This is a genomic window from Variovorax ginsengisoli (assembly GCF_030811835.1).
Classification (GTDB): Bacteria; Pseudomonadota; Gammaproteobacteria; order Burkholderiales; family Burkholderiaceae_C; genus Variovorax; species Variovorax ginsengisoli_C.
This window is the reverse complement of record NZ_JAUSRO010000004.1, coordinates 398,137-417,808: the sequence shown is the minus strand read 5'-3', so window position 1 is coordinate 417,808 and position 19,672 is coordinate 398,137. Positions and strand designations below refer to the sequence as shown.

At 63.8% G+C, this 19,672-nt stretch carries 17 protein-coding genes; 9 read left to right on the top strand and 8 right to left on the bottom strand.

Features of this window, described 5'->3' with window-relative positions:
• The first annotated feature begins 179 nt into the window (after window positions 1-179).
• A complete protein-coding gene (gene aroQ, locus J2W36_RS08200; protein ID WP_307689208.1) occupies window positions 180-635 on the top strand; it encodes a type II 3-dehydroquinate dehydratase in 456 nt (151 codons plus the stop codon).
• The gene (locus J2W36_RS08195; RefSeq protein WP_307689207.1) at window positions 632-1,300 is read left to right on the top strand and encodes a DNA-3-methyladenine glycosylase I; all 669 of its coding nucleotides are present in this window, start codon (window positions 632-634) and stop codon (window positions 1,298-1,300) included. The genes aroQ and J2W36_RS08195 overlap by 4 nt, the downstream gene beginning before the upstream one ends.
• 13 nt (window positions 1,301-1,313) lie before the next feature.
• Here the strand turns inward: J2W36_RS08195 and J2W36_RS08190 are convergent, their stop codons facing one another.
• The 7 genes from J2W36_RS08190 to J2W36_RS08160 form a co-directional block, all read right to left on the bottom strand.
• A complete protein-coding gene (locus J2W36_RS08190) occupies window positions 1,314-2,840 on the bottom strand; it encodes a SpoVR family protein (protein ID WP_307689206.1) in 1,527 nt (508 codons plus the stop codon).
• Window positions 2,837-4,129, bottom strand: coding sequence for a YeaH/YhbH family protein (locus J2W36_RS08185; protein ID WP_307689205.1), 1,293 nt, complete (start codon window positions 4,127-4,129; stop codon window positions 2,837-2,839). The genes J2W36_RS08190 and J2W36_RS08185 overlap by 4 nt, the downstream gene beginning before the upstream one ends.
• Before the next feature lie 78 nt (window positions 4,130-4,207).
• Entirely contained in the window at window positions 4,208-6,130 is a 1,923-nt protein-coding gene (locus J2W36_RS08180; RefSeq protein WP_307689204.1) for a PrkA family serine protein kinase, read from the bottom strand.
• 307 nt (window positions 6,131-6,437) lie between these two features.
• Window positions 6,438-7,571 (bottom strand): molecular chaperone DnaJ, encoded by a 1,134-nt coding sequence (gene dnaJ / locus J2W36_RS08175; protein ID WP_307689203.1) that lies wholly within the window; start codon window positions 7,569-7,571, stop codon window positions 6,438-6,440.
• A gap of 96 nt (window positions 7,572-7,667) precedes the next feature.
• A complete protein-coding gene (gene dnaK, locus J2W36_RS08170; protein ID WP_307689202.1) occupies window positions 7,668-9,611 on the bottom strand; it encodes a molecular chaperone DnaK in 1,944 nt (647 codons plus the stop codon).
• 104 nt (window positions 9,612-9,715) lie between these two features.
• Entirely contained in the window at window positions 9,716-10,291 is a 576-nt protein-coding gene (gene grpE / locus J2W36_RS08165; RefSeq protein ID WP_307689201.1) for a nucleotide exchange factor GrpE, read from the bottom strand.
• 247 nt (window positions 10,292-10,538) lie between these two features.
• Window positions 10,539-10,889 carry an FKBP-type peptidyl-prolyl cis-trans isomerase gene (locus J2W36_RS08160; RefSeq protein WP_307689200.1) on the bottom strand — a complete coding sequence of 117 codons (351 nt, stop codon included), beginning with the start codon at window positions 10,887-10,889 and terminating at the stop codon, window positions 10,539-10,541.
• Window positions 10,890-11,116: 227 nt separating this feature from the next.
• Here J2W36_RS08160 and J2W36_RS08155 point away from each other — a divergent pair, with 227 nt between their 5' ends.
• Window positions 11,117-12,412, top strand: coding sequence for an O-acetylhomoserine aminocarboxypropyltransferase/cysteine synthase family protein (locus J2W36_RS08155; protein WP_307689199.1), 1,296 nt, complete (start codon window positions 11,117-11,119; stop codon window positions 12,410-12,412).
• A 49-nt stretch (window positions 12,413-12,461) separates the two neighbouring features.
• Here J2W36_RS08155 and J2W36_RS08150 read toward each other — a convergent pair whose 3' ends face one another.
• Window positions 12,462-13,445 (bottom strand): chemotaxis protein CheV, encoded by a 984-nt coding sequence (locus J2W36_RS08150; protein WP_307689198.1) that lies wholly within the window; start codon window positions 13,443-13,445, stop codon window positions 12,462-12,464.
• A 440-nt stretch (window positions 13,446-13,885) separates the two neighbouring features.
• Between J2W36_RS08150 and J2W36_RS08145 the strand changes: the two genes are divergently transcribed.
• From J2W36_RS08145 to J2W36_RS08120, 6 genes are all read left to right on the top strand, one after another.
• Window positions 13,886-14,365 (top strand): rhodanese-like domain-containing protein, encoded by a 480-nt coding sequence (locus tag J2W36_RS08145; RefSeq protein WP_307689197.1) that lies wholly within the window; start codon window positions 13,886-13,888, stop codon window positions 14,363-14,365.
• 20 nt (window positions 14,366-14,385) lie between these two features.
• Entirely contained in the window at window positions 14,386-15,309 is a 924-nt protein-coding gene (epsC, locus tag J2W36_RS08140) for a serine O-acetyltransferase EpsC (RefSeq protein ID WP_307689196.1), read from the top strand.
• Complete coding sequence (locus J2W36_RS08135; protein ID WP_307689195.1) at window positions 15,306-15,575, top strand: helix-turn-helix domain-containing protein; 270 nt, start codon at window positions 15,306-15,308, stop codon at window positions 15,573-15,575. The genes epsC and J2W36_RS08135 overlap by 4 nt, the downstream gene beginning before the upstream one ends.
• 68 nt (window positions 15,576-15,643) lie before the next feature.
• Window positions 15,644-16,582 carry a family 2A encapsulin nanocompartment shell protein gene (locus tag J2W36_RS08130; protein ID WP_307689194.1) on the top strand — a complete coding sequence of 313 codons (939 nt, stop codon included), beginning with the start codon at window positions 15,644-15,646 and terminating at the stop codon, window positions 16,580-16,582.
• Window positions 16,583-16,591: 9 nt separating this feature from the next.
• The gene (locus J2W36_RS08125) at window positions 16,592-18,562 is read left to right on the top strand and encodes a family 2A encapsulin nanocompartment cargo protein cysteine desulfurase (RefSeq protein ID WP_307689193.1); all 1,971 of its coding nucleotides are present in this window, start codon (window positions 16,592-16,594) and stop codon (window positions 18,560-18,562) included.
• Between the two features lie 195 nt (window positions 18,563-18,757).
• Window positions 18,758-19,672, top strand: a complete 915-nt coding sequence (locus J2W36_RS08120; protein ID WP_307689192.1) for a TauD/TfdA dioxygenase family protein — start codon at window positions 18,758-18,760, stop codon at window positions 19,670-19,672.

Here is a 19,672-nt window from a genome sequence, read left to right as displayed (position 1 = left end):
ACGAGCACCTCGCCGAACTTCGGCCCCTCGAGGTCGACGGTTTCGATGGTCAGTGGTTGGCCTGCTTGCCAGGCGACGGCGGCTTTGGTTTTCATGTCTTGAAGTATCTTGAGGGTTGCGGGGGCTGCAGATACGCCCACTATAAGCACTATAAGATGACCCTCCCTCGGAGCGATGACATGAAGAAAATACTCGTACTCAACGGCCCTAATCTCAACCTGCTCGGCACGCGCGAACCCGCGCAGTACGGCCACGAAACCCTGGCCGATGTCGAGCGCATGTGCCAGGAAGCAGGCGCCCGACTCGGCGTCGAGATCGAATGCCGGCAATCGAACCACGAAGGCTTCCTGATCGACTGGATCCACGAAGCCGGCCGCGAAGTTGCCGCCGGGCGCATGCTCGGGGTGGTGATGAATCCTGGCGCCTACACCCACACGTCCATCGCGCTGCACGATGCGATCAAGGGTGCGAGCGTGCCGCTGATCGAACTGCATATCTCGAACGTGCACGCCCGCGAGGAATTCCGCCACCATTCGTACATCTCGCCCGCCGCGCGCGGCATCATCGTCGGGCTGGGTGTCAAGGGCTATCCGCTGGCCATCGAGGCGCTGGTGCGTGTGAGCGACGCCGGTTGAACACGCCGGTCACACCGAAGGATCCGGCCGACCTCGCAGAGGGCCTTTTTGCCGGCGAAGACGGGCAGGCGCGCTGCCGCTGGTGCGCGGCCACGCCGGCCTACGCGCATTACCACGACCATGAGTGGGGCTTCCCTGTCATCGACGACCGCCGGTTGTTCGAGAAGATCTGCCTGGAGGGATTTCAGTCGGGGTTGAGTTGGCTGACGATCCTCAACAAGCGGGAGAACTTTCGCAACGCCTTTGCCAACTTTGATGCGCAGCAGGTGGCCCGGTTCGACGACGCCGACGTGGCGCGCCTGCTGGCGGATGCCGGCATCGTGCGGCATCGCGGGAAGATCGCATCGACCATCAACAACGCCGCACGCGTGCTCGAATTGCGTGCGGAGTTCGGCTCGCTGGCGGCCTACGCATGGCGCTTCGAGCCTGCGGCGAGCGACCGGCCAGCGCAGGTCACCTCTGCCGCGCTGCGGGCATTTACCACCACAACCGGGTCGATCGCCATGTCCAAAGACCTGAAGAAGCGTGGCTGGACCTTTGTCGGGCCGACCACCTGCTATGCGTTCATGCAGGCGATGGGCCTGGTCAACGACCATGTGGAAGGCTGCCACGTGCGCGAGAGCGCGTTGCGGGCACGCGCGGCCCTGGTGGTTCCCACGGCCTGAGAACCGCCGTTCCTCACTGCGCGGCTGCGGTTGCCGTCTTGCGCATCGACACGCGGCCCTGGTCGTCGATGCTCTCCAGATGCACGTCGAAGCCCCAGAGCCGGGCCACGTGCTTGAGCACCTCCTGCGCGTCTTCCCGCAACGCCATCTGGTTGCGTTGCACGTGGCGCAGCGTCAGCGCACGATCGCCGCGCAGGTCGACGTTCCACACCTGAATGTCGGGCTCGCGCGCGCTGATGTCGTACTGGCGCGACAGCGATTCGCGCAACGCCTGGTAACCCGCGTCGTCATGGATCGCGGAAATCTCCAGGTCAGTCTCGCTCGCATGGTCGCGTACTGCGAACAGGCGGAAGTCGCGCATGGTCTTGGGGCTCAGGAACTGGCCGATGAAGCTCTCGTCCTTGAAGTTGCGCATGGCGTGGTCGAGCGTCTTGAGCCAGTCGCTGCCCGCAAAGTCGGGGAACCAGCGCCGGTCTTCCTCGGTTGGTTTCTCGCAGATGCGGCGCAGGTCGGTGAACATCGCAAAGCCCAGTGCATACGGATTGATGCCGCTGTAGCCGCGCTGCCCCACCGCGGGCTGATGGACGACGCTGGTGTGCGAGCGCAGCCATTCGATCATGAAGCCGTCGGCCAGCAGGCCCCGGTCGTACATCGTGTTGAGCAGGGTGTAGTGCCAGAAGGTCGCCCAGCCTTCGTTCATCACCTGGGTCTGGCGTTGGGGGTAGAAGTACTGCGCCACCTTGCGGACGATGCGCACGATCTCGCGTTGCCAGGGTTCGAGCAAGGCCGCATTCTTCTCGATGAAATAGAGAAGGTTTTCCTGCGGCTCAGCGGGAAAGCGGCGCTTGGCGTCTGCTTCGGCCACGGCCTCGCTGCGTCGCGGCAGCGTGCGCCAGAGGTCGTTGACCTGCTGCTGCAGGTGGTGCTCGCGCTCCGCGCGCTGGCTGATCTCCTGCGCGAGGGAGCGCTTCTGCGGACGACGGTACCGGTCGACACCATAGTTCATCAACGCGTGGCAGGAGTCGAGGAGTTCCTCGACCGCATCCACGCCGTGCTTCTGCTCGCATTCGCTCACGTAGTGGCGCGCATAGACCAGGTAGTCGATGATCGACGACGCGTCCGTCCACATGCGAAACAGGTAGTTGCCCTTGAAGAAGCTGTTGTGCCCATAGGCCGCATGCGCGATGACCAGCGCCTGCATGGCCATCGTGTTTTCCTCCATCAGGTAGGAGATGCACGGGTCGGAATTGATGACGATCTCGTAGGCCAGCCCCATGTGGCCGCGCCGGTAGTTTTTCTCGGTGGAGATGAACTGCTTGCCGTAGGACCAGTGTCGGTAGATCACTGGCATGCCCACGCTCGCGTAGGCGTCCATCATCTGCTCGGCCGTGATGATCTCGAGCTGGTTCGGATAGGTGTCCAGGCCGAAGGATTTTGCGGTTTTCGCGATTTCGGCGTGGTAGGTCTCGATCAGCTCGAAGGTCCAGTCCGAAGGACTCGGCAAGGTTTGCGCAGCGCGCTCCAGCAGCAGTTCGCTCATGCGGGGACCCCTTCCTTCTTGAACAGCTCTCTGAACACGGGATAGATGTCGTGTGCGCCGGCGACCTTGCGCATCGCGAAGTTGGGGCGCATGCCCTGAAGCTGTGCGTATTCGTGCCACAGGTTCTGCTCGGCATCGGCCACCTGCACGTAGGCGTAGTAGCGCACCATTGGCAGGATCGATTCGTCGAGCAACTGACGGCAGCGGCCGCTGTCCTGATGCCAGTTGTCGCCGTCGCTCGCCTGCGCGCCATAAATGTTCCATTCGCCGCTCGGGTAGCGTGCGCGGATGATCTCGTCCATCAGCACCAGGGCGCTCGATACCACGGTGCCGCCGGTTTCCTTGGCATGGAAGAAGTCTTCTTCATTGACCTCCTGGGCCTGGGTGTGGTGGCGGATGAAGACCAGTTCGATCTTCTCGTAATGCCGGGTGAGAAACAGATAGAGCAGCATGAAGAAGCGCTTGGACATGTCCTTGCGCGCCTCGTCCATCGAACCCGAGACGTCCATCAGGCAGAACATCACGGCCTTGGCGCTGGGTACAGGCACGCGCACGCGGTTGCGGTAGCGCAGATCGATCGGGTCGATGTAGGGCACATGACGCGCGGTGCGGCGCAGTTCCGCAATCCGGGCTTCGATCGCCGCGACCTGTTCGCGCACCGTGGCCGTGTCGGCATCGGGCGGCTGTTGCAGCGCGAGCAGTTGGGCTTCGAGCTGCCGCAGTTCGGTGCGTGCATCGCCGCCCAGGGCGATGCGCCGCGCCAGGGCGCCGCGCATCGAGCGCACGACGTGCAGGCTGCTCGGGTTGCCGTCGCTCTTGAAGCCGGCGCGGTGGCTCTTCCATTCCGGCACTTCGGCCAGCTGCGTGCGAATGAGGTGCGGAAGTGCCAGGTCTTCGAAGAAGGCCTGCATGAACTCCTCGCGGGTCAGGCGAAAGACGAAGTCGTCTTCCCCTTCGCCGCCGTCACCGGCTTCGCCATTGCCCTGGCCACCCCCGCCACCGCCCGGCGGCCGGGCCACGCGGTCGCCCTTGAGATATTCCTGGTTGCCCGGATGCACGTACTCGCGGTTGCCGCCGGGTGCATGGCCAAACACCGGCTCGGACACGTCGCGCTTGGGCAGCGTGATGTCCTCGCCCTTCTCAAGGTCCCGGATGCTGCGCCCGCTGATCGCCCGCCGCACCGACTCGCGGATCTGCCCGCGGTAGCGCCGCAGGAAGCGCTCCCGGTTGCCGATCGATTTGTTCTTGCCTGACAAGCGCCGATCGATGATCTGTTGCAGCATGGCCATGGACTCAACCTTGCGTTCGGCTTCAGCCGGCTTCGAAACGGGAGGCACGACCTGCGTGCAGGCTGGGAATGTGCGTGTTCATGAGCTCTTGCGTACCCGCAGATACCACTCGCACAACAGGCGCACCTGCTTGGGTGTGTAGCCCTTCTCCACCATGCGCGCCACGAAGTCCTGGTGCTTCTTCTGTTCGTCGGCGCTGCTCTTGGTGTTGAAGCTGATGACTGGCAGCAGCTCTTCGGTGTTGGAGAACATCTTCTTCTCGATCACCGTGCGCAGCTTCTCGTAGCTGGTCCACGCCGGGTTGCGCCCTGCGTTGCCGGCCCGTGCGCGCAGCACGAAATTGACGATCTCGTTGCGGAAGTCCTTCGGGTTCGAAATGCCCGCCGGCTTCTCGATCTTTTCAAGTTCGCCGTTGAGCGAGACCCGGTCGAACACCTCGCCCGTGTCGACGTCGCGGTACTCCTGGTCCTGGATCCAGTAGTCGGCATAGGTCACATAGCGGTCGAAGATGTTCTGGCCATACTCGCTGTAGCTTTCGAGATAGGCAGTCTGGATCTCCTTGCCGATGAATTCGGCATAGCGCGCCGCCAGCTGCTCCTTGATGTACGCGAGGTACTTCTGTTCGGTTTCGGCCGGGAACTGCTCGCGCTCGATCTGCTGCTCCAGCACGTACATCAAATGCACGGGATTGGCGGCCACCTCGGTGCTGTCGAAATTGAAGACCTTGGAAATGATCTTGAACGCGAAGCGTGTCGACACGCCGCTCATGCCTTCGTCCACGCCCGCATAGTCGCGGTATTCCTGCAGCGACTTGGCCTTGGGGTCGGTGTCTTTGAGGCTTTCGCCGTCGTACACCTGCAACTTGCTGAAGAGACTCGAATTCTCCGGCTCCTTCAGGCGCGTGAGGACCGAGAACTGGGCCATCATGCGCAGTGTGCCGGGCGCGCACGGCGCCTGTGCCAGCGACGACGTTCGAACCAGCTTCTCATAGATCTTGATCTCTTCGGACACACGCAGGCAGTAGGGCACCTTGACGATGTAGATGCGGTCCAGGAAGGCCTCGTTGTTCTTGTTGTTGCGAAATGCCTTCCATTCGCTTTCGTTGGAGTGGGCCAGCACCACGCCGTCGAAGGGAATTGCACCGAAGCCTTCGGTCCCCTTGAAGTTGCCTTCCTGCGTGGCCGTCAGGAGCGGGTGCAGCACCTTGATCGGCGCCTTGAACATCTCCACGAACTCCAGCAGCCCCTGGTTCGCCAGGCACAGGCCGCCCGAATAGGAGTACGCGTCCGGGTCGTCCTGCGCGTACGTTTCGAGCTTTCGGATGTCGATCTTGCCGACCAGTGAAGAGATGTCCTGGTTGTTCTCGTCGCCCGGCTCGGTCTTGGCGACACCGATCTGGCGCAGCACCGACGGGTAGCGCTTGACGACCTGGAACTTGCGGATGTCGCCGCCATATTCTTCGAGCCGCTTCACCGCCCACGGCGACAGTATGCGCTGCAGATAGCGCCGCGGAATGCCGTATTCCTTCTCGAGGATCTCGCCATCCTCGGCCGCATCGAACAGGCCCAGCGGCGACTCGTTGACTGGCGAATCCTTGATGGCATAGAACGGCACCTGTTCCATGAGCTGCTTGAGCCGCTCGGCGATCGAGCTCTTGCCGCCACCGACGGGCCCCAGCAGGTAGAGGATCTGCTTTTTTTCCTCGAGGCCCTGCGCGGCGTGGCGGAAATAGGACACCACCTGTTCGATGGCGTCCTCCATGCCGTAGAACTCCTTGAAGGCCGGATAGATCTTGATGACCTTGTTGGAGAAGATGCGCGACAGGCGCGTGTCGTTGCGCGTGTCGACCAGTTCGGGCTCGCCGATCGCCTTGAGCATCCGCTCGGCGGATGTGGCGTAGGCCAGCGGATCGCGCTTGCAGATGGCGAGGTAGTCCTCCAGGGACAAAACCTCTTGCCGCGTGCGTTCGTAGCGGGCCGCGAAATTGCTCATGACATCCATAGAGACACCTCTCTCGAGTCAAACGGGAACGAGTCCCGGATCAGCCTGCCGCCGTGCCTGCATCGTTTGTCCAACAGTGCCAGCGCTCGGCGGCAAGCCGTGAATAAAACTCCCCTGATCACCAACCGTGCAGTCAGCATAAAGCAAAGACCGAGCCCGTGAAGCCTCTAACTGAGTAGGAATGCTGGCTCACTTTCAAAGTTCCACCGCAAGCGCGAGCAGGTGCAGACCGTGCATCGCCAACGAAAAAGGGCGACCCTCGGCCGCCCTTTGCACGTTCTCGGGCCACACCGGCCGATACAGACTATCAGGTAAAGAATTCCTTTGCCTTGTCGAACCAACCCTTGTCGGTCGGACTGTGCTTGTTGCCGCCCTTCTTGAGCGACTCGTCGAGCTCCTTGACCAGCTTGCGCTGATGCTCGCTGAGCTTGACCGGCGTCTCCACGCGCACGTGGCAGTACAGGTCGCCCGGGTAGCTCCCGCGCACGCCCTTGATTCCCTTGCCCCGCAAACGGAACTGCTTGCCGCTTTGCGTGCCTTCGGGAATATCGATGGCCGCCGCGCCTTTGAGCGTGGGCACGTTGATCTCACCCCCCAACGCAGCCGTGGTCATGGGCACCGGCACGACGCAGTGCAGGTCGTCGCCTTCGCGCTCGAAGATGTCGTGCTTCTTCAGCCGGATCTCGATGTAGAGGTCGCCGGGTGGCCCCCCATTGGTACCCGGTTCGCCGTTGCCGGTGCTGCGGATGCGCATGCCGTCGTCGATGCCCGCGGGAATCTTGACCTCAAGCGTCTTGTTGTTCTTGATCTTGCCCTGGCCGTTGCAGGTCGTGCAAGGTTCGGGAATGATCTTTCCGGTGCCGTGGCACTGGGGGCAGGTCTGCTGCACGCTGAAGAACCCCTGGCGCATCTGCACGGCGCCCTGACCGTGGCAGGTGGTGCAGGTGATGGGCTTGGTGCCGGCCTTGGCGCCGGAGCCGTGGCAGGTGCCGCACTCGTCCCAGCTCGGAATGCGGATCTGGGCGTCTTTGCCCTCGGCCGCCTCTTCGAGCGTGATTTCCATCGCGTAGCTCAGGTCGCTGCCGCGAAACACCTGGCGCCCGCCGCTCTGTCGGCCGCCGCGCGCGCCGCCGAACACGTCGCCGAAGATGTCGCCGAAAGCTTCGGCGAAACCGCCGAAACCGTCCGCGCCGGGTCCGCCGCGCATGTTCGGGTCAACGCCGGCATGGCCGTACTGGTCGTAGGCCGCGCGCTTTTGCGCGTCCGACAGCATTTCGTAGGCCTCCTTGGCCTCCTTGAACTTGGCCTCGGTCGTGGTGTCCCCCTGATTGCGGTCGGGGTGGTACTTCATCGCAAGCTTGCGATAAGCCTTCTTGATCTCTTCCTCGCTGGCGTTCTTGGGAACGCCGAGGGTTTCGTAGTAGTCGCGTTTGGTGGCCATGGTCGGTGGTCGCGGTGGTCGAAAAGGACGATGTCCGGAAACGGAAAAGGCTGGATCACCTCCGTCGGTGGTCCAGCCTCAGGTCAAGCGAGGGGATCAGCCCTTCTTGACTTCCTTGACTTCGGCGTCGACCACGTTGTCGTCGGCCGGAGCACTAGCAGCTTGCGGGCCAGCACCGGCACCAGGGCCGCCGGCCCCTGCCGTGCCGGCAGAGGCCTGTGCGTCGGCGTACATCTTCTCGCCGAGCTTCTGGCTGGCTGCCATCAGCGTGTTGGTCTTTTCCTCGATCGCAGCTTTGTCTTCGCCCTTGAGGGTTTCCTCGAGGTCCTTGATCGCAGCGTCGATCGCGTCCTTCTCGGCCGCTTCCAGGCTCGCGCCATGCTCGCCGAGCGACTTCTTCACGCTGTGCACCATGGCCTCGCCCTGGTTGCGCGCCTGCACGATCTCGACCTTCTTCTTGTCCTCGGCCGCATTCAGCTCGGCGTCCTTCACCATCTGCTGGATCTCGTCTTCCGACAGGCCCGAGTTCGCCTTGATGGTGATCTTGTTTTCCTTGCCGGTGCCCTTGTCCTTGGCGCCCACGTGCAGGATGCCGTTGGCGTCGATGTCGAAGCTCACCTCGATCTGCGGCGTGCCGCGCGATGCGGGCGGGATGCCCTCGAGGTTGAACTCGCCCAGCGCCTTGTTGGCCGAGGCGATTTCGCGCTCACCCTGGAACACCTTGATGGTCACGGCCGGCTGGTTGTCCTCGGCCGTCGAGAAGGTCTGCGCGAACTTCGTCGGGATGGTCGTGTTCTTCGTGATCATCTTGGTCATCACGCCGCCCATCGTCTCGATGCCCAGCGACAGCGGGGTCACGTCCAGCAGCAGCACGTCCTTGCGGTCACCCGAAAGCACCTGGCCCTGGATGGCAGCGCCCACGGCCACGGCTTCGTCCGGGTTCACGTCCTTGCGCGGCTCCTTGCCGAAGAACTCCTTGACCTTCTCTTGCACCTTGGGCATGCGGGTCATGCCGCCGACCAGGATCACGTCGTTGATGTCCGACACGCTCACGCCGGCGTCCTTGATGGCCGTGCGGCAGGGCGCGATGGTGCGCTCGATCAGCTCGTCGACCAGGCTTTCCAGCTTGGCGCGCGTGAGCTTGACGTTCATGTGCTTCGGGCCGCTCGCGTCCGCCGTGATGTAAGGCAGATTGATGTCGGTCTGCGCGCTGTTGGACAGCTCGATCTTGGCCTTTTCCGCAGCTTCCTTCAGGCGCTGCAGTGCGAGCACGTCCTTGCTCAGGTCGACGCCCTGGTCCTTCTTGAACTCGGTGATGATGTATTCGATGATGCGCTGGTCGAAGTCTTCGCCGCCCAGGAAGGTGTCGCCGTTGGTCGACAGCACTTCGAACTGCTTTTCGCCGTCGACGTCGGCGATTTCGATGATCGACACGTCGAAGGTGCCGCCGCCCAGGTCATACACGGCGATCTTGCGGTCGGCCTTGTCCTGCTTGTCCAGGCCGAAGGCCAGGGCCGCTGCGGTCGGCTCGTTGATGATGCGCTTGACGTCCAGGCCCGCGATGCGGCCCGCGTCCTTGGTGGCCTGGCGCTGGCTGTCGTTGAAGTAGGCCGGCACCGTGATCACGGCTTCGGTCACGGCTTCGCCGAGGTAGTCTTCGGCGGTCTTCTTCATCTTGCGCAGGATCTCGGCGCTCACCTGCTGGGGTGCCAGCTTGTTGCCGCGCACTTCGACCCAGGCGTCGCCGTTGTCGGCCTTGACGATGCTGTAGGGCATCAGGTCGATGTCCTTTTGCACTTCCTTCTCGGTGAACTTGCGGCCGATCAGGCGCTTGACCGCGTAGATCGTGTTCTTGGGGTTGGTCACCGCCTGGCGTTTGGCCGAGGCGCCTGCCAGCACTTCACCGTCTTCCTGGTACGCGACGATCGATGGCGTGGTGCGCGCACCTTCCGAGTTTTCGATCACACGCGTGGTGTTGCCTTCCATGACCGAGACGCACGAGTTGGTGGTGCCCAGGTCGATGCCGATGATTCTGCCCATGATGAGTGTTCTCCTGAATGCGAAAAAAATGTTGTTGTGAACTTGTGGATAACCCAGCGCGATTCAAGGGATGAAGCGGGGATTTCCTGTGAATTTGCTGTGCGTCAGCTCGGGGCGCTGACCGTCACCAGTGCGGGGCGCAGCACGCGCTCGGCAATGGTGTAGCCCTTTTGCAGCACGCTCACGACGGTGTTGGCGTCTTGGCCCGGAGCCGGCACCACCGAGATCGCCTGATGCTGGTGTGGATCGAACTTCGTGCCCGCAGCGGGTGCGATCTCGATCACCTTGTGGCGCTCCAGTGCGCTCTTGAGCTGGCGCAACGTGGCTTCCGCACCTTCCCGGATCTGCTCGGGTGTCGCGTCCTGGATCGCCAGGCCTGCTTCCAGGCTGTCGGTGACGGGCAGCAGGCTCTCCGCAAAGGACTCGACGGCGAACTTGCGCGCCTTGCTCACGTCTTCGTCCGCGCGGCGGCGGGCGTTCTGCACGTCGGCTTGGCCGCGCAGGTACTGGTCGTTCAGTTCGGCATTCTTGGCCTGGAGCGCGGCGATTTCGGACTGGGCCTGTGCCAATGCGACCTGGGCATCGGCCTCGTTGGCGAATTGCGCGGCTTCGAGTTCCTCCGGGCTGGGTTCGCCCTGCAGGGTCTGCGGGTTCATTTCTGGATTTTTAGGGTCTGACATGCTCAAAAACCATTGGAATGGGCCGAAAAACTAGGGATTACGGGTTATCTGGGGCTGCCGGCAGGGTTTTCAAGGCAAAAAAATGCGGCTGATCAAGCCGCTGGCGGGAAACACTGAATTCGCCTCATCCTGCGCCTGCCTGCGCCAGGAACACCGCGGAACTGGCTTCGCCAGGCCGCTGGAGTTGCCCCCAGCAGGGGGGGTGGCGGCTACGCGAAGCGAGCAAGCCTGGGGGCGAGCCAATCTCTCAATGCGCGTCGAGCAGTTCGACGTCGAACTTGAGCGTGGCGTTCGGCGGAATGACGCCGCCAGCACCGCGGGCACCGTAGCCGAGCGCGGCCGGGATGATGAGGGTGCGCTGGCCACCGATCTTCATGCCGGCGACGCCTTCGTCCCAGCCCTTGATGACCTGTCCGGCGCCCAGCGAGAAGGCGAACGGGTCGTTGCGGTCACGGCTGGAATCGAACTTGGCGCCCTGCACACCGTCTTTGTAGAGCCAGCCGGTGTAGTGCACGTGCACGTGCTGGCCAGCCTTGGCTTCGGCGCCGTCGCCGACAACGGTGTCTTCGTACTGCAGGCCGGAGGGGGTGGTAGGCATGGGAACGCTCCTTGGTTTGGTTGGGATTGAGGCGCGGAGTTTAACGAGGCGCGGACTGCCTCCTTGAAGGCGTTCAGGCCGACCGGGCGTGGCCGATGGTTGGCAGGGGCGGTTTGACGGCGGCATCGCAGCTGTTAGACGTATTTCGCATATGCAGACGCATTTTTATTCGTATTCTGAATTTTCGCGCAGCGCTACCGTGGCGTCTTCTTTCGGAGTACGTGTCCATGAGCCTCAAGAACTGGAAATTCGAGACCCTGTCGGTGCATGCCGGCTATTCGCCCGAGCCGACCACACGGGCCGTCGCGCCGCCGATCTACCAGACGGTGGCCTATGCCTTCGACAGCGCGCAGCATGGTGCCGATCTGTTCGACCTGAAGGTGCCGGGCAACATCTACACACGCATCAACAACCCGACGCAGGACGTGCTCGAGCAACGCGTGGCAGCGCTCGAGGGCGGCATCGCCGCGCTGGCGCTGGCGTCGGGTCAGGCGGCCGTGACCTACGCCATCCAGACCATCGCGGAGGCTGGTGACAACATCGTCAGCAGCACCGCACTCTATGGCGGCACCTACAACCTGTTCGCGCACACGCTGCCGCAGTTCGGCATCACGACGCGTTTCGCCGACCACCGCGATCCGGCCAGCTTCGAACCGTTGTTCGATGAAAGGACCAAGGCGGTGTTCGTGGAGTCGCTCGGCAACCCTGCCGGCAACGTGACCGACATCGCGGCCATCGCCGAGATCGCGCATCGCCACGGCGTGCCGCTGATCGTCGACAACACGGTGCCGTCGCCGTACCTGAGCCGGCCCATCGAGCACGGCGCCGACATCGTGGTGCACTCGCTCACCAAGTATCTGGGCGGCCACGGCACCAGCATCGGCGGCGCCATCGTCGATTCGGGCAAGTTTCCCTGGGCCAAGCACAAGGAGCGCTTCAAGCGGCTGAACGAACCCGATCCGAGCTACCACGGCGTGGTCTACACCGAGGCGTTGGGTCCGGCGGCCTACATTGGCCGCGCGCGCGTGGTGCCGCTGCGCAATACCGGCGCGGCCATCTCACCCTTCAATGCCTTCCTGATCCTGCAGGGCATCGAGACGCTGGCGCTGCGCATGGACCGCATCAGCAGCAACGCGCTGGCTGTCGCCCGCCACCTGAAGAAGAGTGCGGCGGTCAAGTGGGTGAACTACGCGGCGCTGGAAGACCACCCGGACCATGCGCTGGCCCAAAAGTATTTCGGCGGCAAGTCCAGCGGCGTGCTGACGTTCGGCATCGGCACCGGCCGCGAGGGTGGCGCGAAGTTCCTGGACGCGCTGGCGCTCTTCACGCGCCTGGTGAATATTGGCGACGTGCGTTCGTTGGCCACGCATCCGGCCTCAACCACACACCGGCAGTTGTCGCCCGACGAACTGGCGCGCGCAGGCGTCACGGAAGACACCGTGCGCCTGTCCGTGGGCATCGAGCACATCGACGATCTGCTGGCCGATCTGGATCAGGCGCTGGCCGCAGCCGGGCCGCGCTGAGGCGGTCTGGCGGCCATGCGAGGGTCAGGCTGCATTTGCCTTACCTGCCTTACTTTCGTGTGGCGAGCAGCATGCGCTCGATGGTTTCGGCCAGTTCCTGCGCGACGAATTTGCCGACATAGGCATCCGCCCCAACCCGCTTGGCGTGGATCTCGTTCGTCGCGCCCGTGAGCGATGAGTGGATGACCACCGGGATCGAGCAAAAACGGGGGTCCGCCTTGATTTTTCGTGTCAAGGTGAAGCCGTCCATTTCGGGCATTTCCAGATCGGTCAGGACCAGCGCGATTTTTTCTGCCGCGGTCTTGCCTTCGGCTTCCGCAGCCTTGGCGATGGCCTCGAGACGCTCCCAGGCTTCCTTGCCGGACTTCGTCATCTCGTAGGCCGCGCCCATCTCCGTGAGTCCGTGCTCGATCAGGGAGCGGGCGAGCATCGAATCGTCCGCCGCAAGGATCACCGAGCCGGGGCGCAGTTGAACCCTCACGTCGACCTCGTCATTTTTCGAGTCCTCGTCGGGATGTGGCATCACGGTGCGCAGAATCTGCTCAACGTCCAGAACCTGCGCCAACCGCGTGTCGTGGGTGTCGCCGTCCAGCCGGGCAATGCTGGTGATCAGTCCGCTGGCCGACGTGCTGCCCTCTGCAGACAGGACCTGGCTCCAGTCGAGCCGCACGATTTCGTCCACCTCTTCGACGGCAAACGCCTGGGTCGACCGTGCGTATTCCGTCACGAGCAGGATGTTGCGTCCTTGGGTGGGTACGCATCCGACTGCACCGGACAGGTCGATCACCGGCATCAGCTGACCCCGGATATTGGTCACGCCCAGCATATGGGCCGATGAGCCTGCGACCGCTGTGATGGTCGGCGTCACGAGGATCTCTCGCACCTTGAACACGTTGATGCCGAACAGCTCGCGCCGATCCGATTGCTGCGACGCGCCGAGTCGAAACAGCAGCAGTTCCAGCTTATTGCTGCTGGTGAGATTGGTGCGCTCGTCGACTTCGCTTTGAACTGTGTTGCTCGTGCTGATGCTCATGGTATGCCCGGTTGTTATGGGTGGAAGGTGCGATCGGTCAAAGGACCGTCAATTCGTTGCATCTGGCCTACCGGGCAAACAGGAACTGGAATTCCATTCAATAAAGAGCCGACACTGACGCCCGCCCGGAAATGAAATGGCTTCATTCGTTCAATTTGAAAGGTAATTCAATGGTGGCCTGTGCATGTCTCCGGGCAATTCTTGCCTCTTTTCCAATGCATATGTGACACGAATGAAAATAGTAAGTCGGTCATGTGAATTCGTGACCAGTTCCCGTCACATCGCGTGCGGGTGGGGGCGAGAGAGGCGGTGCAAAAGGCTGGCGTGCTCTTAGATGAATTGGTTTGTAAGAATCGACTTTTCGGTTGTTTGAGTTCGGTTTCCATGCTTCTACATTGATGGTCATCGCCAGCAGGCGCCTCTGACCCAAGGAATCGAACATGCCTGTCGAACAGGAAGAAATAACGCTGCCCGCCGCGCTGGAAGCGGCACAGGCTCTCGCTGCACAGGACGGCCTGCCGTATGCCGGCGGTGTGTTGCCGGCCGTGGCATGGCAACTGGTGCAGGACGGCCAGGCCGTACTGGTGGATGTGCGCACCGCCGAGGAACGCAAGTTCGTCGGCGAAGTGCCTGGCAGCCGCCATGTGGCCTGGGCGACCGGCACGGCGCTCACGCGCAACCCGCGCTTTGTTCGTGAGCTGGAAGCCAAGGTGGCCGCCGAAGGCGGCAAGGAGGCGGTCGTTTTGCTGCTGTGCCGCAGCGGAAAACGGTCAGCGCTGGCGGCAGAAGCCGCGGCCAAGGCCGGCTTCGCGCACGTGTTCAACGTCCTCGAAGGGTTCGAAGGGGAGATCGACGACAAGCGGCAGCGCGGGGGGGCCGACGGCTGGCGCTTTCACGGGCTGCCCTGGATCCAGGACTGAACCGAGCCAAGGGCGTTGTCATGGCAGATTTTGAAGTGGGAGAGGTCGCGCGTGCGCTGCATGCTGTGCGCGACGAATGGCGTGATCGGCAAAAGCGCTCGCGCGAACCCGGGGGACGCGAATTTCCATCGCGCGATGCCCTGGCCGGCATCCTGGAGGGGCTCAAGGGTGTGCTGTTTCCCATGCGGCTCGGCCCGCCGGACCTGCGCCACGAAAGCGAGGATTTCTACGTCGCCCATACCCTGGACGCCGCCTTGCACGCGCTGTATGCACAGGTCCTTCTGGAGTTGACCTTCAACGCCCGGCGCGATACGACCGAGACCGTTCACGTCCCGACACAGGTGCAGGCACAGGCGACCGAGGTCGTGCGCCGCTTTGCCCGCGCGCTGCCGGGTCTGCGCCGGCTGCTCGACACCGACGTGCTGGCGGCCTTCCACGGCGACCCGGCGGCGCGCAGCGTGGACGAGGTGCTGCTGTGCTACCCAGGCGTGCTGGCCATGATCCACCATCGCCTGGCGCACGCGCTCTACGGGCTCGAGCTGCCCCTGCTCGCGCGCATCGTGGCCGAGCTGGCGCATGGACAGACCGGCATCGACATCCACCCTGGCGCACGGATCGGTGCGGGTTTCTTCATCGACCACGGCACGGGCGTCGTGATTGGCGAGACGGCGGTCATCGGCGAGCGTGTGCGCGTCTACCAGGCCGTGACGCTGGGTGCCAAGCGCTTTCCGGTAGATGGCCATGGCGTGCTGCAGAAGGGCCTGCCGCGCCATCCCGTGGTCGAGGACGATGTGGTGATCTATGCCGGTGCCACGATCCTGGGCCGGGTGACGCTTGGCAAGGGCGCCACCATCGGCGGCAACGTCTGGATCACCGACGACGTGGCGCCGGGTGCCAGCGTCACGCAGGCCAGCCTGCAGAAGGCACCCAAGGTGCCGGCATGAAGGCCTTCGTCAAGGACTTCGGCCTGGCCGTGCGGCAATTGCGCGAGGGGCGCGGCTGGTCGCAGGAGCAGCTGGCCGAGCGCTCCGATCTCAACCGCTCGTATGTGGGCGAGATCGAGCGCGGCAATGTGATCCCGTCGATCGTCACCGCGCAGAAACTGGCGCTGGCGCTCGGGGTCAATGGCGCCGGCCTGCTGGCGCGATGCGAACAGTTGGAGCAATCCCGAGCGGCCAGACGCATCAACTTGGCGGCTATAGCCTGTTGAGGGGAAACCCTGGCTCGCCGGACACTCCCGGCCAATCTCTCTTTGTTTTTTGACCCACGGAGTTCTCCATGAGCGCAACAGTCGGCGGCACCACCGCCCTTGGCGACAACGCCGCACGCCAGCTGGCCAATGCCACCAAGACCGTCCCCCAATTGGAGACCATCAGCCCGCGCTGGCTGACGCACCTGCTGCAATGGGTGCCGGTGGAAGCCGGCATCTACCGCGTCAACAAGGTCAAGAATCCGGGCGACATCAAGGTCGTCTGCACCGCCAAGGAAAGCGAAAACCAGCTGCCGCGCACCTTCGTCGACTACGAAGAAAACCCGCGCGAGCACTTCCTGAACGCCGTGAGCACCGTGCTCGACGTGCACACCCGCATCTCCGACCTTTACAGCAGCCCGCACGACCAGATCAAGGAACAGCTGCGCCTGACGATCGAGACGATCAAGGAGAACCAGGAGAGCGAGCTCATCAACAACCCCGACTACGGCCTGCTGGCCCAGGTCACCGATGAACAGCGCATCTTCCCGCTGACCGGCGCGCCCACGCCCGACGACCTCGACGAGCTGCTGACCAAGGTGTGGAAGGAGCCCGCCTTTTTCCTGACGCATCCCCTGGCCATTGCCGCCTTCGGCCGCGAAGCCACGCGTCGCGGTACGCCGCCGCCGACTGTGAGCCTGTTCGGCTCGCAGTTCATCACGTGGCGCGGCATTCCGCTCATCCCGTCGAACAAGGTGCCGGTGGCCGACGGCAAGAGCAAGATCCTGCTGCTGCGCGTGGGTGACAAGCGCCAGGGCGTGGTCGGTCTGTTCCAGCCGGGTCTGTCGGGCGAACAGGGTCCAGGTCTGTCGGTGCGCTTCATGGGCATCAACAACCACGCGATCGCGTCGTACCTGATCTCGCAGTACTGCTCGCTCGCGGTGCTGACCAGCGATGCGCTGGCTGTGCTCGACGACGTGGAGATCAATCGCTACCACGACTATTCCGTGCTGGACACCTACAAGTAAGACGTCGCGGTGAGTACACCTTCCATTCCGTCGCCGTCAGCGTCGTCGCTGGCGGGCGAGGCGCCGTTCGATCCGGCCGTCCTCGCGCGCATGGCCAACGCCATGTTCGCTGCGCTGCCAGGCACGCCGCCGTCCTCGATGCCCGGCGTCGCGAGCGGGCTGGTGCCGGGCGCGCAGTTTCCGTCCAACATCGCGCCGCCGGGCTCGCCGCTGGTGAGCCCGGCCGGCTTCGGACCGAGTGTGCCGGGCACGCCGATTCCGCAGGGGCAGATTCCAGGTGCCAACCTGCTACCGGCGTCGCCCACTCAACTGCCATCGCTGGCCAACCGCGCACCGGCCTTGCTGCCGCACGCGGTGGCGGGCAACGGCGTGCCTGACACCGTGTACTCCGTGGCGCCAGCCTTCGAGCCGCGTTCGGGCAGCACCGTGCTGGGCGTGCCACAGCAGCAGATTGCACCCGTGGCACCGCAGTCGGCCGTTGCCGCATCGCCGTTCTATTTCTTGAACAACGGCTACGGCCAACCAGCGGGCGCAGCCGATGGCGTGCAGATTCAAGACCCGTTCGCCGGCGTGGCTTTGCCACCCGTGCAGCAGCCTGCTTCGCCGCCCACGCCACCTTCGGCATCGTCGAGCCCCTCGGGCCGCGATGCGCAGTTCTACTTCGTCGATGCCGTCGTGCTGCCCAGCGGCTACGTCACGCCTGCCAAGCCATCACCGCATGGCGATGTGCCCAAGGCCACCGAAGGCCAGCGCCAGCCCTTCGATGTGAACGCCGTGCGGCGCGACTTCCCGATCCTGCAGGAGCGGGTCAACGGCAGGCAGCTCGTGTGGTTCGACAACGCGGCCACCACGCACAAGCCGCAGTCGGTGATCGATCGCATCAGCCACTTCTACGCGCACGAGAATTCGAACATCCACCGCGCCGCGCATGAGCTCGCAGCCCGCGCCACCGACGCCTACGAAGGTGCACGTGAGCGGGTCCGCAAGTTCATCAACGCGCCCGAAGTCGAAGAAGTGATCTTCGTGCGCGGTACCACCGAGGCCATCAACCTGGTGGCCAAGAGCTGGGGCGGCCAGCATGTGGGCGAGGGCGACGAGATCATCGTGTCGAACCTGGAACACCACGCCAACATCGTGCCGTGGCAGCAGCTCGCCGCCGCCAAGGGTGCGAAGCTGCGCGTGATTCCAGTCGACGATTCGGGTCAGGTGCTGCTCGACGAATACCGCAAGCTGCTCAACGACCGCACCAAGATCGTCGCCGTCACGCAGGTGTCCAACGCGCTCGGCACGGTCGTGCCCGTCAAGGAGATCGTCGAACTGGCGCATCGCGCGGGCGCCAAGGCGCTGGTCGACGCAGCCCAGTCGGTCTCGCACATGCGCGTGGACGTGCAGGACCTGGGTGCCGATTTCTTCGTGTTCTCCGGCCACAAGGTGTTCGGCCCGACCGGCATCGGCGTGGTCTGGGGCAAGCGAGCGGTGCTCGAAGACATGCCGCCCTGGCAGGGCGGCGGCAACATGATTGCCGACGTCACTTTCGAGAAGACGGTGTTCCAGCCGATCCCCAACAAGTTCGAGGCCGGCACCGGCAACATCGCCGATGCGGTGGGCCTGGGCGCGGCGATCGACTATGTGAACAAGGTCGGCATCGAGAACATCGCGCGCTACGAGCATGAGTTGCTCGTTTACGGCATGCAGCAGCTCGGCGCGATCCAGGGCGTGCGGCTGATCGGCACGGCCGACGACAAGGCGAGCGTGATGTCCTTCGTGCTGGCCGGCTACAGCACGGAAGAAGTGGGCCATGCGCTCAACGACGAAGGCATTGCGGTGCGCACGGGCCACCATTGCGCCCAGCCGATCCTGCGGCGCTTCGGCGTCGAGACCACGGTGCGGCCTTCGCTGGCGTTCTACAACACCTTCGACGAGATCGACCGGCTGGTGGCGGTGGTGCGGCGGTTGGCGGGGCAGCGGCGGGCGGCCTGAATGAGGGCTGAGGGAAGGGGGACCGCTGCGGCGTGCGGCCCCCTTTCAAACCGCGGCGCGTCCGGCTGGTTGCGACAAGGTTTTGTTTGGACAGATTCCTTATAAGCAAGCAACGAAGCATTCGTTTCAGATTGAAGGTGATCCCCCTAGAGTGACAGGCTTGCTGCAGATGCAGCGCTATCGACCTTGTCCCCCATGCCTGTTTCGCCCGCTTCGCTCGCGCCCTCGCATTCCGCCCCATCCGGCACGGCGCGCACGCAGGACTTCAAGGTCCTGCCTTTCGCCGCGCCCGTGGGTGCCGAAGTTGTCGGCCTCGATCTGTCGCAGCCCCTTGCCGAGGTGGACTTCCAGCGCATCCACCGCGCCCATCTCGATCACCACGTGCTGGTGTTTCGCGACCAGCGCATTTCTCCGGCCGAGCACGTGGCGTTCAGCCGCCGCTTCGGCCCGCTGGAGATCCATGTGCTGCACCAGTTCCAGCTGCCGGGGCATCCAGAGATCCTGATCGTCTCGAACATCAAGGAGGGGGGGCAGCCCATTGGCCTGGGCGATGCGGGCGTCTATTGGCATTCCGACATTTCGTACAAGCCGCAGCCCAGCCTCGGCTCGCTGCTGCATGCCCAGGAACTGCCTGCCGAAGGCGGCGACACGCTGTTCGCCGACCAGCACCTGGCCTGGGACGCGCTCAGCCCCGAACTGCAGCAGCGCATCCTGCCACTGAAGGCGGAGCACAGCTATCTGGCCAAGTACGAGGCGCTGCGCGCCAAGAATCCCTGGCGCCCGAAGCTGTCGCAGGCGCAGATCGACCAGGTCGCACCCGCCGTGCAGCCGGTGGTCCGTACGCACCCCGAAACGGGCAGGAAGGCCTTGTTCGTGAGCGAGCATTTCACGACCGGCATCGTCGGCCTGCCCAAGGAAGAGGGTGACGCCCTGCTGGCCGAGCTGTTCGCGCACAGCGTGAAACCGGAATTCATCTACCGCCATGTCTGGAAACCCCATGACCTGGTGTTCTGGGACAACCGCTCGCTCATGCACTTGGCGGCCGGTACCCCCGATCACCTGCGCCGCAGGTTGAACCGAACGACCATCCAGGGCGACACGCCTTTCTGA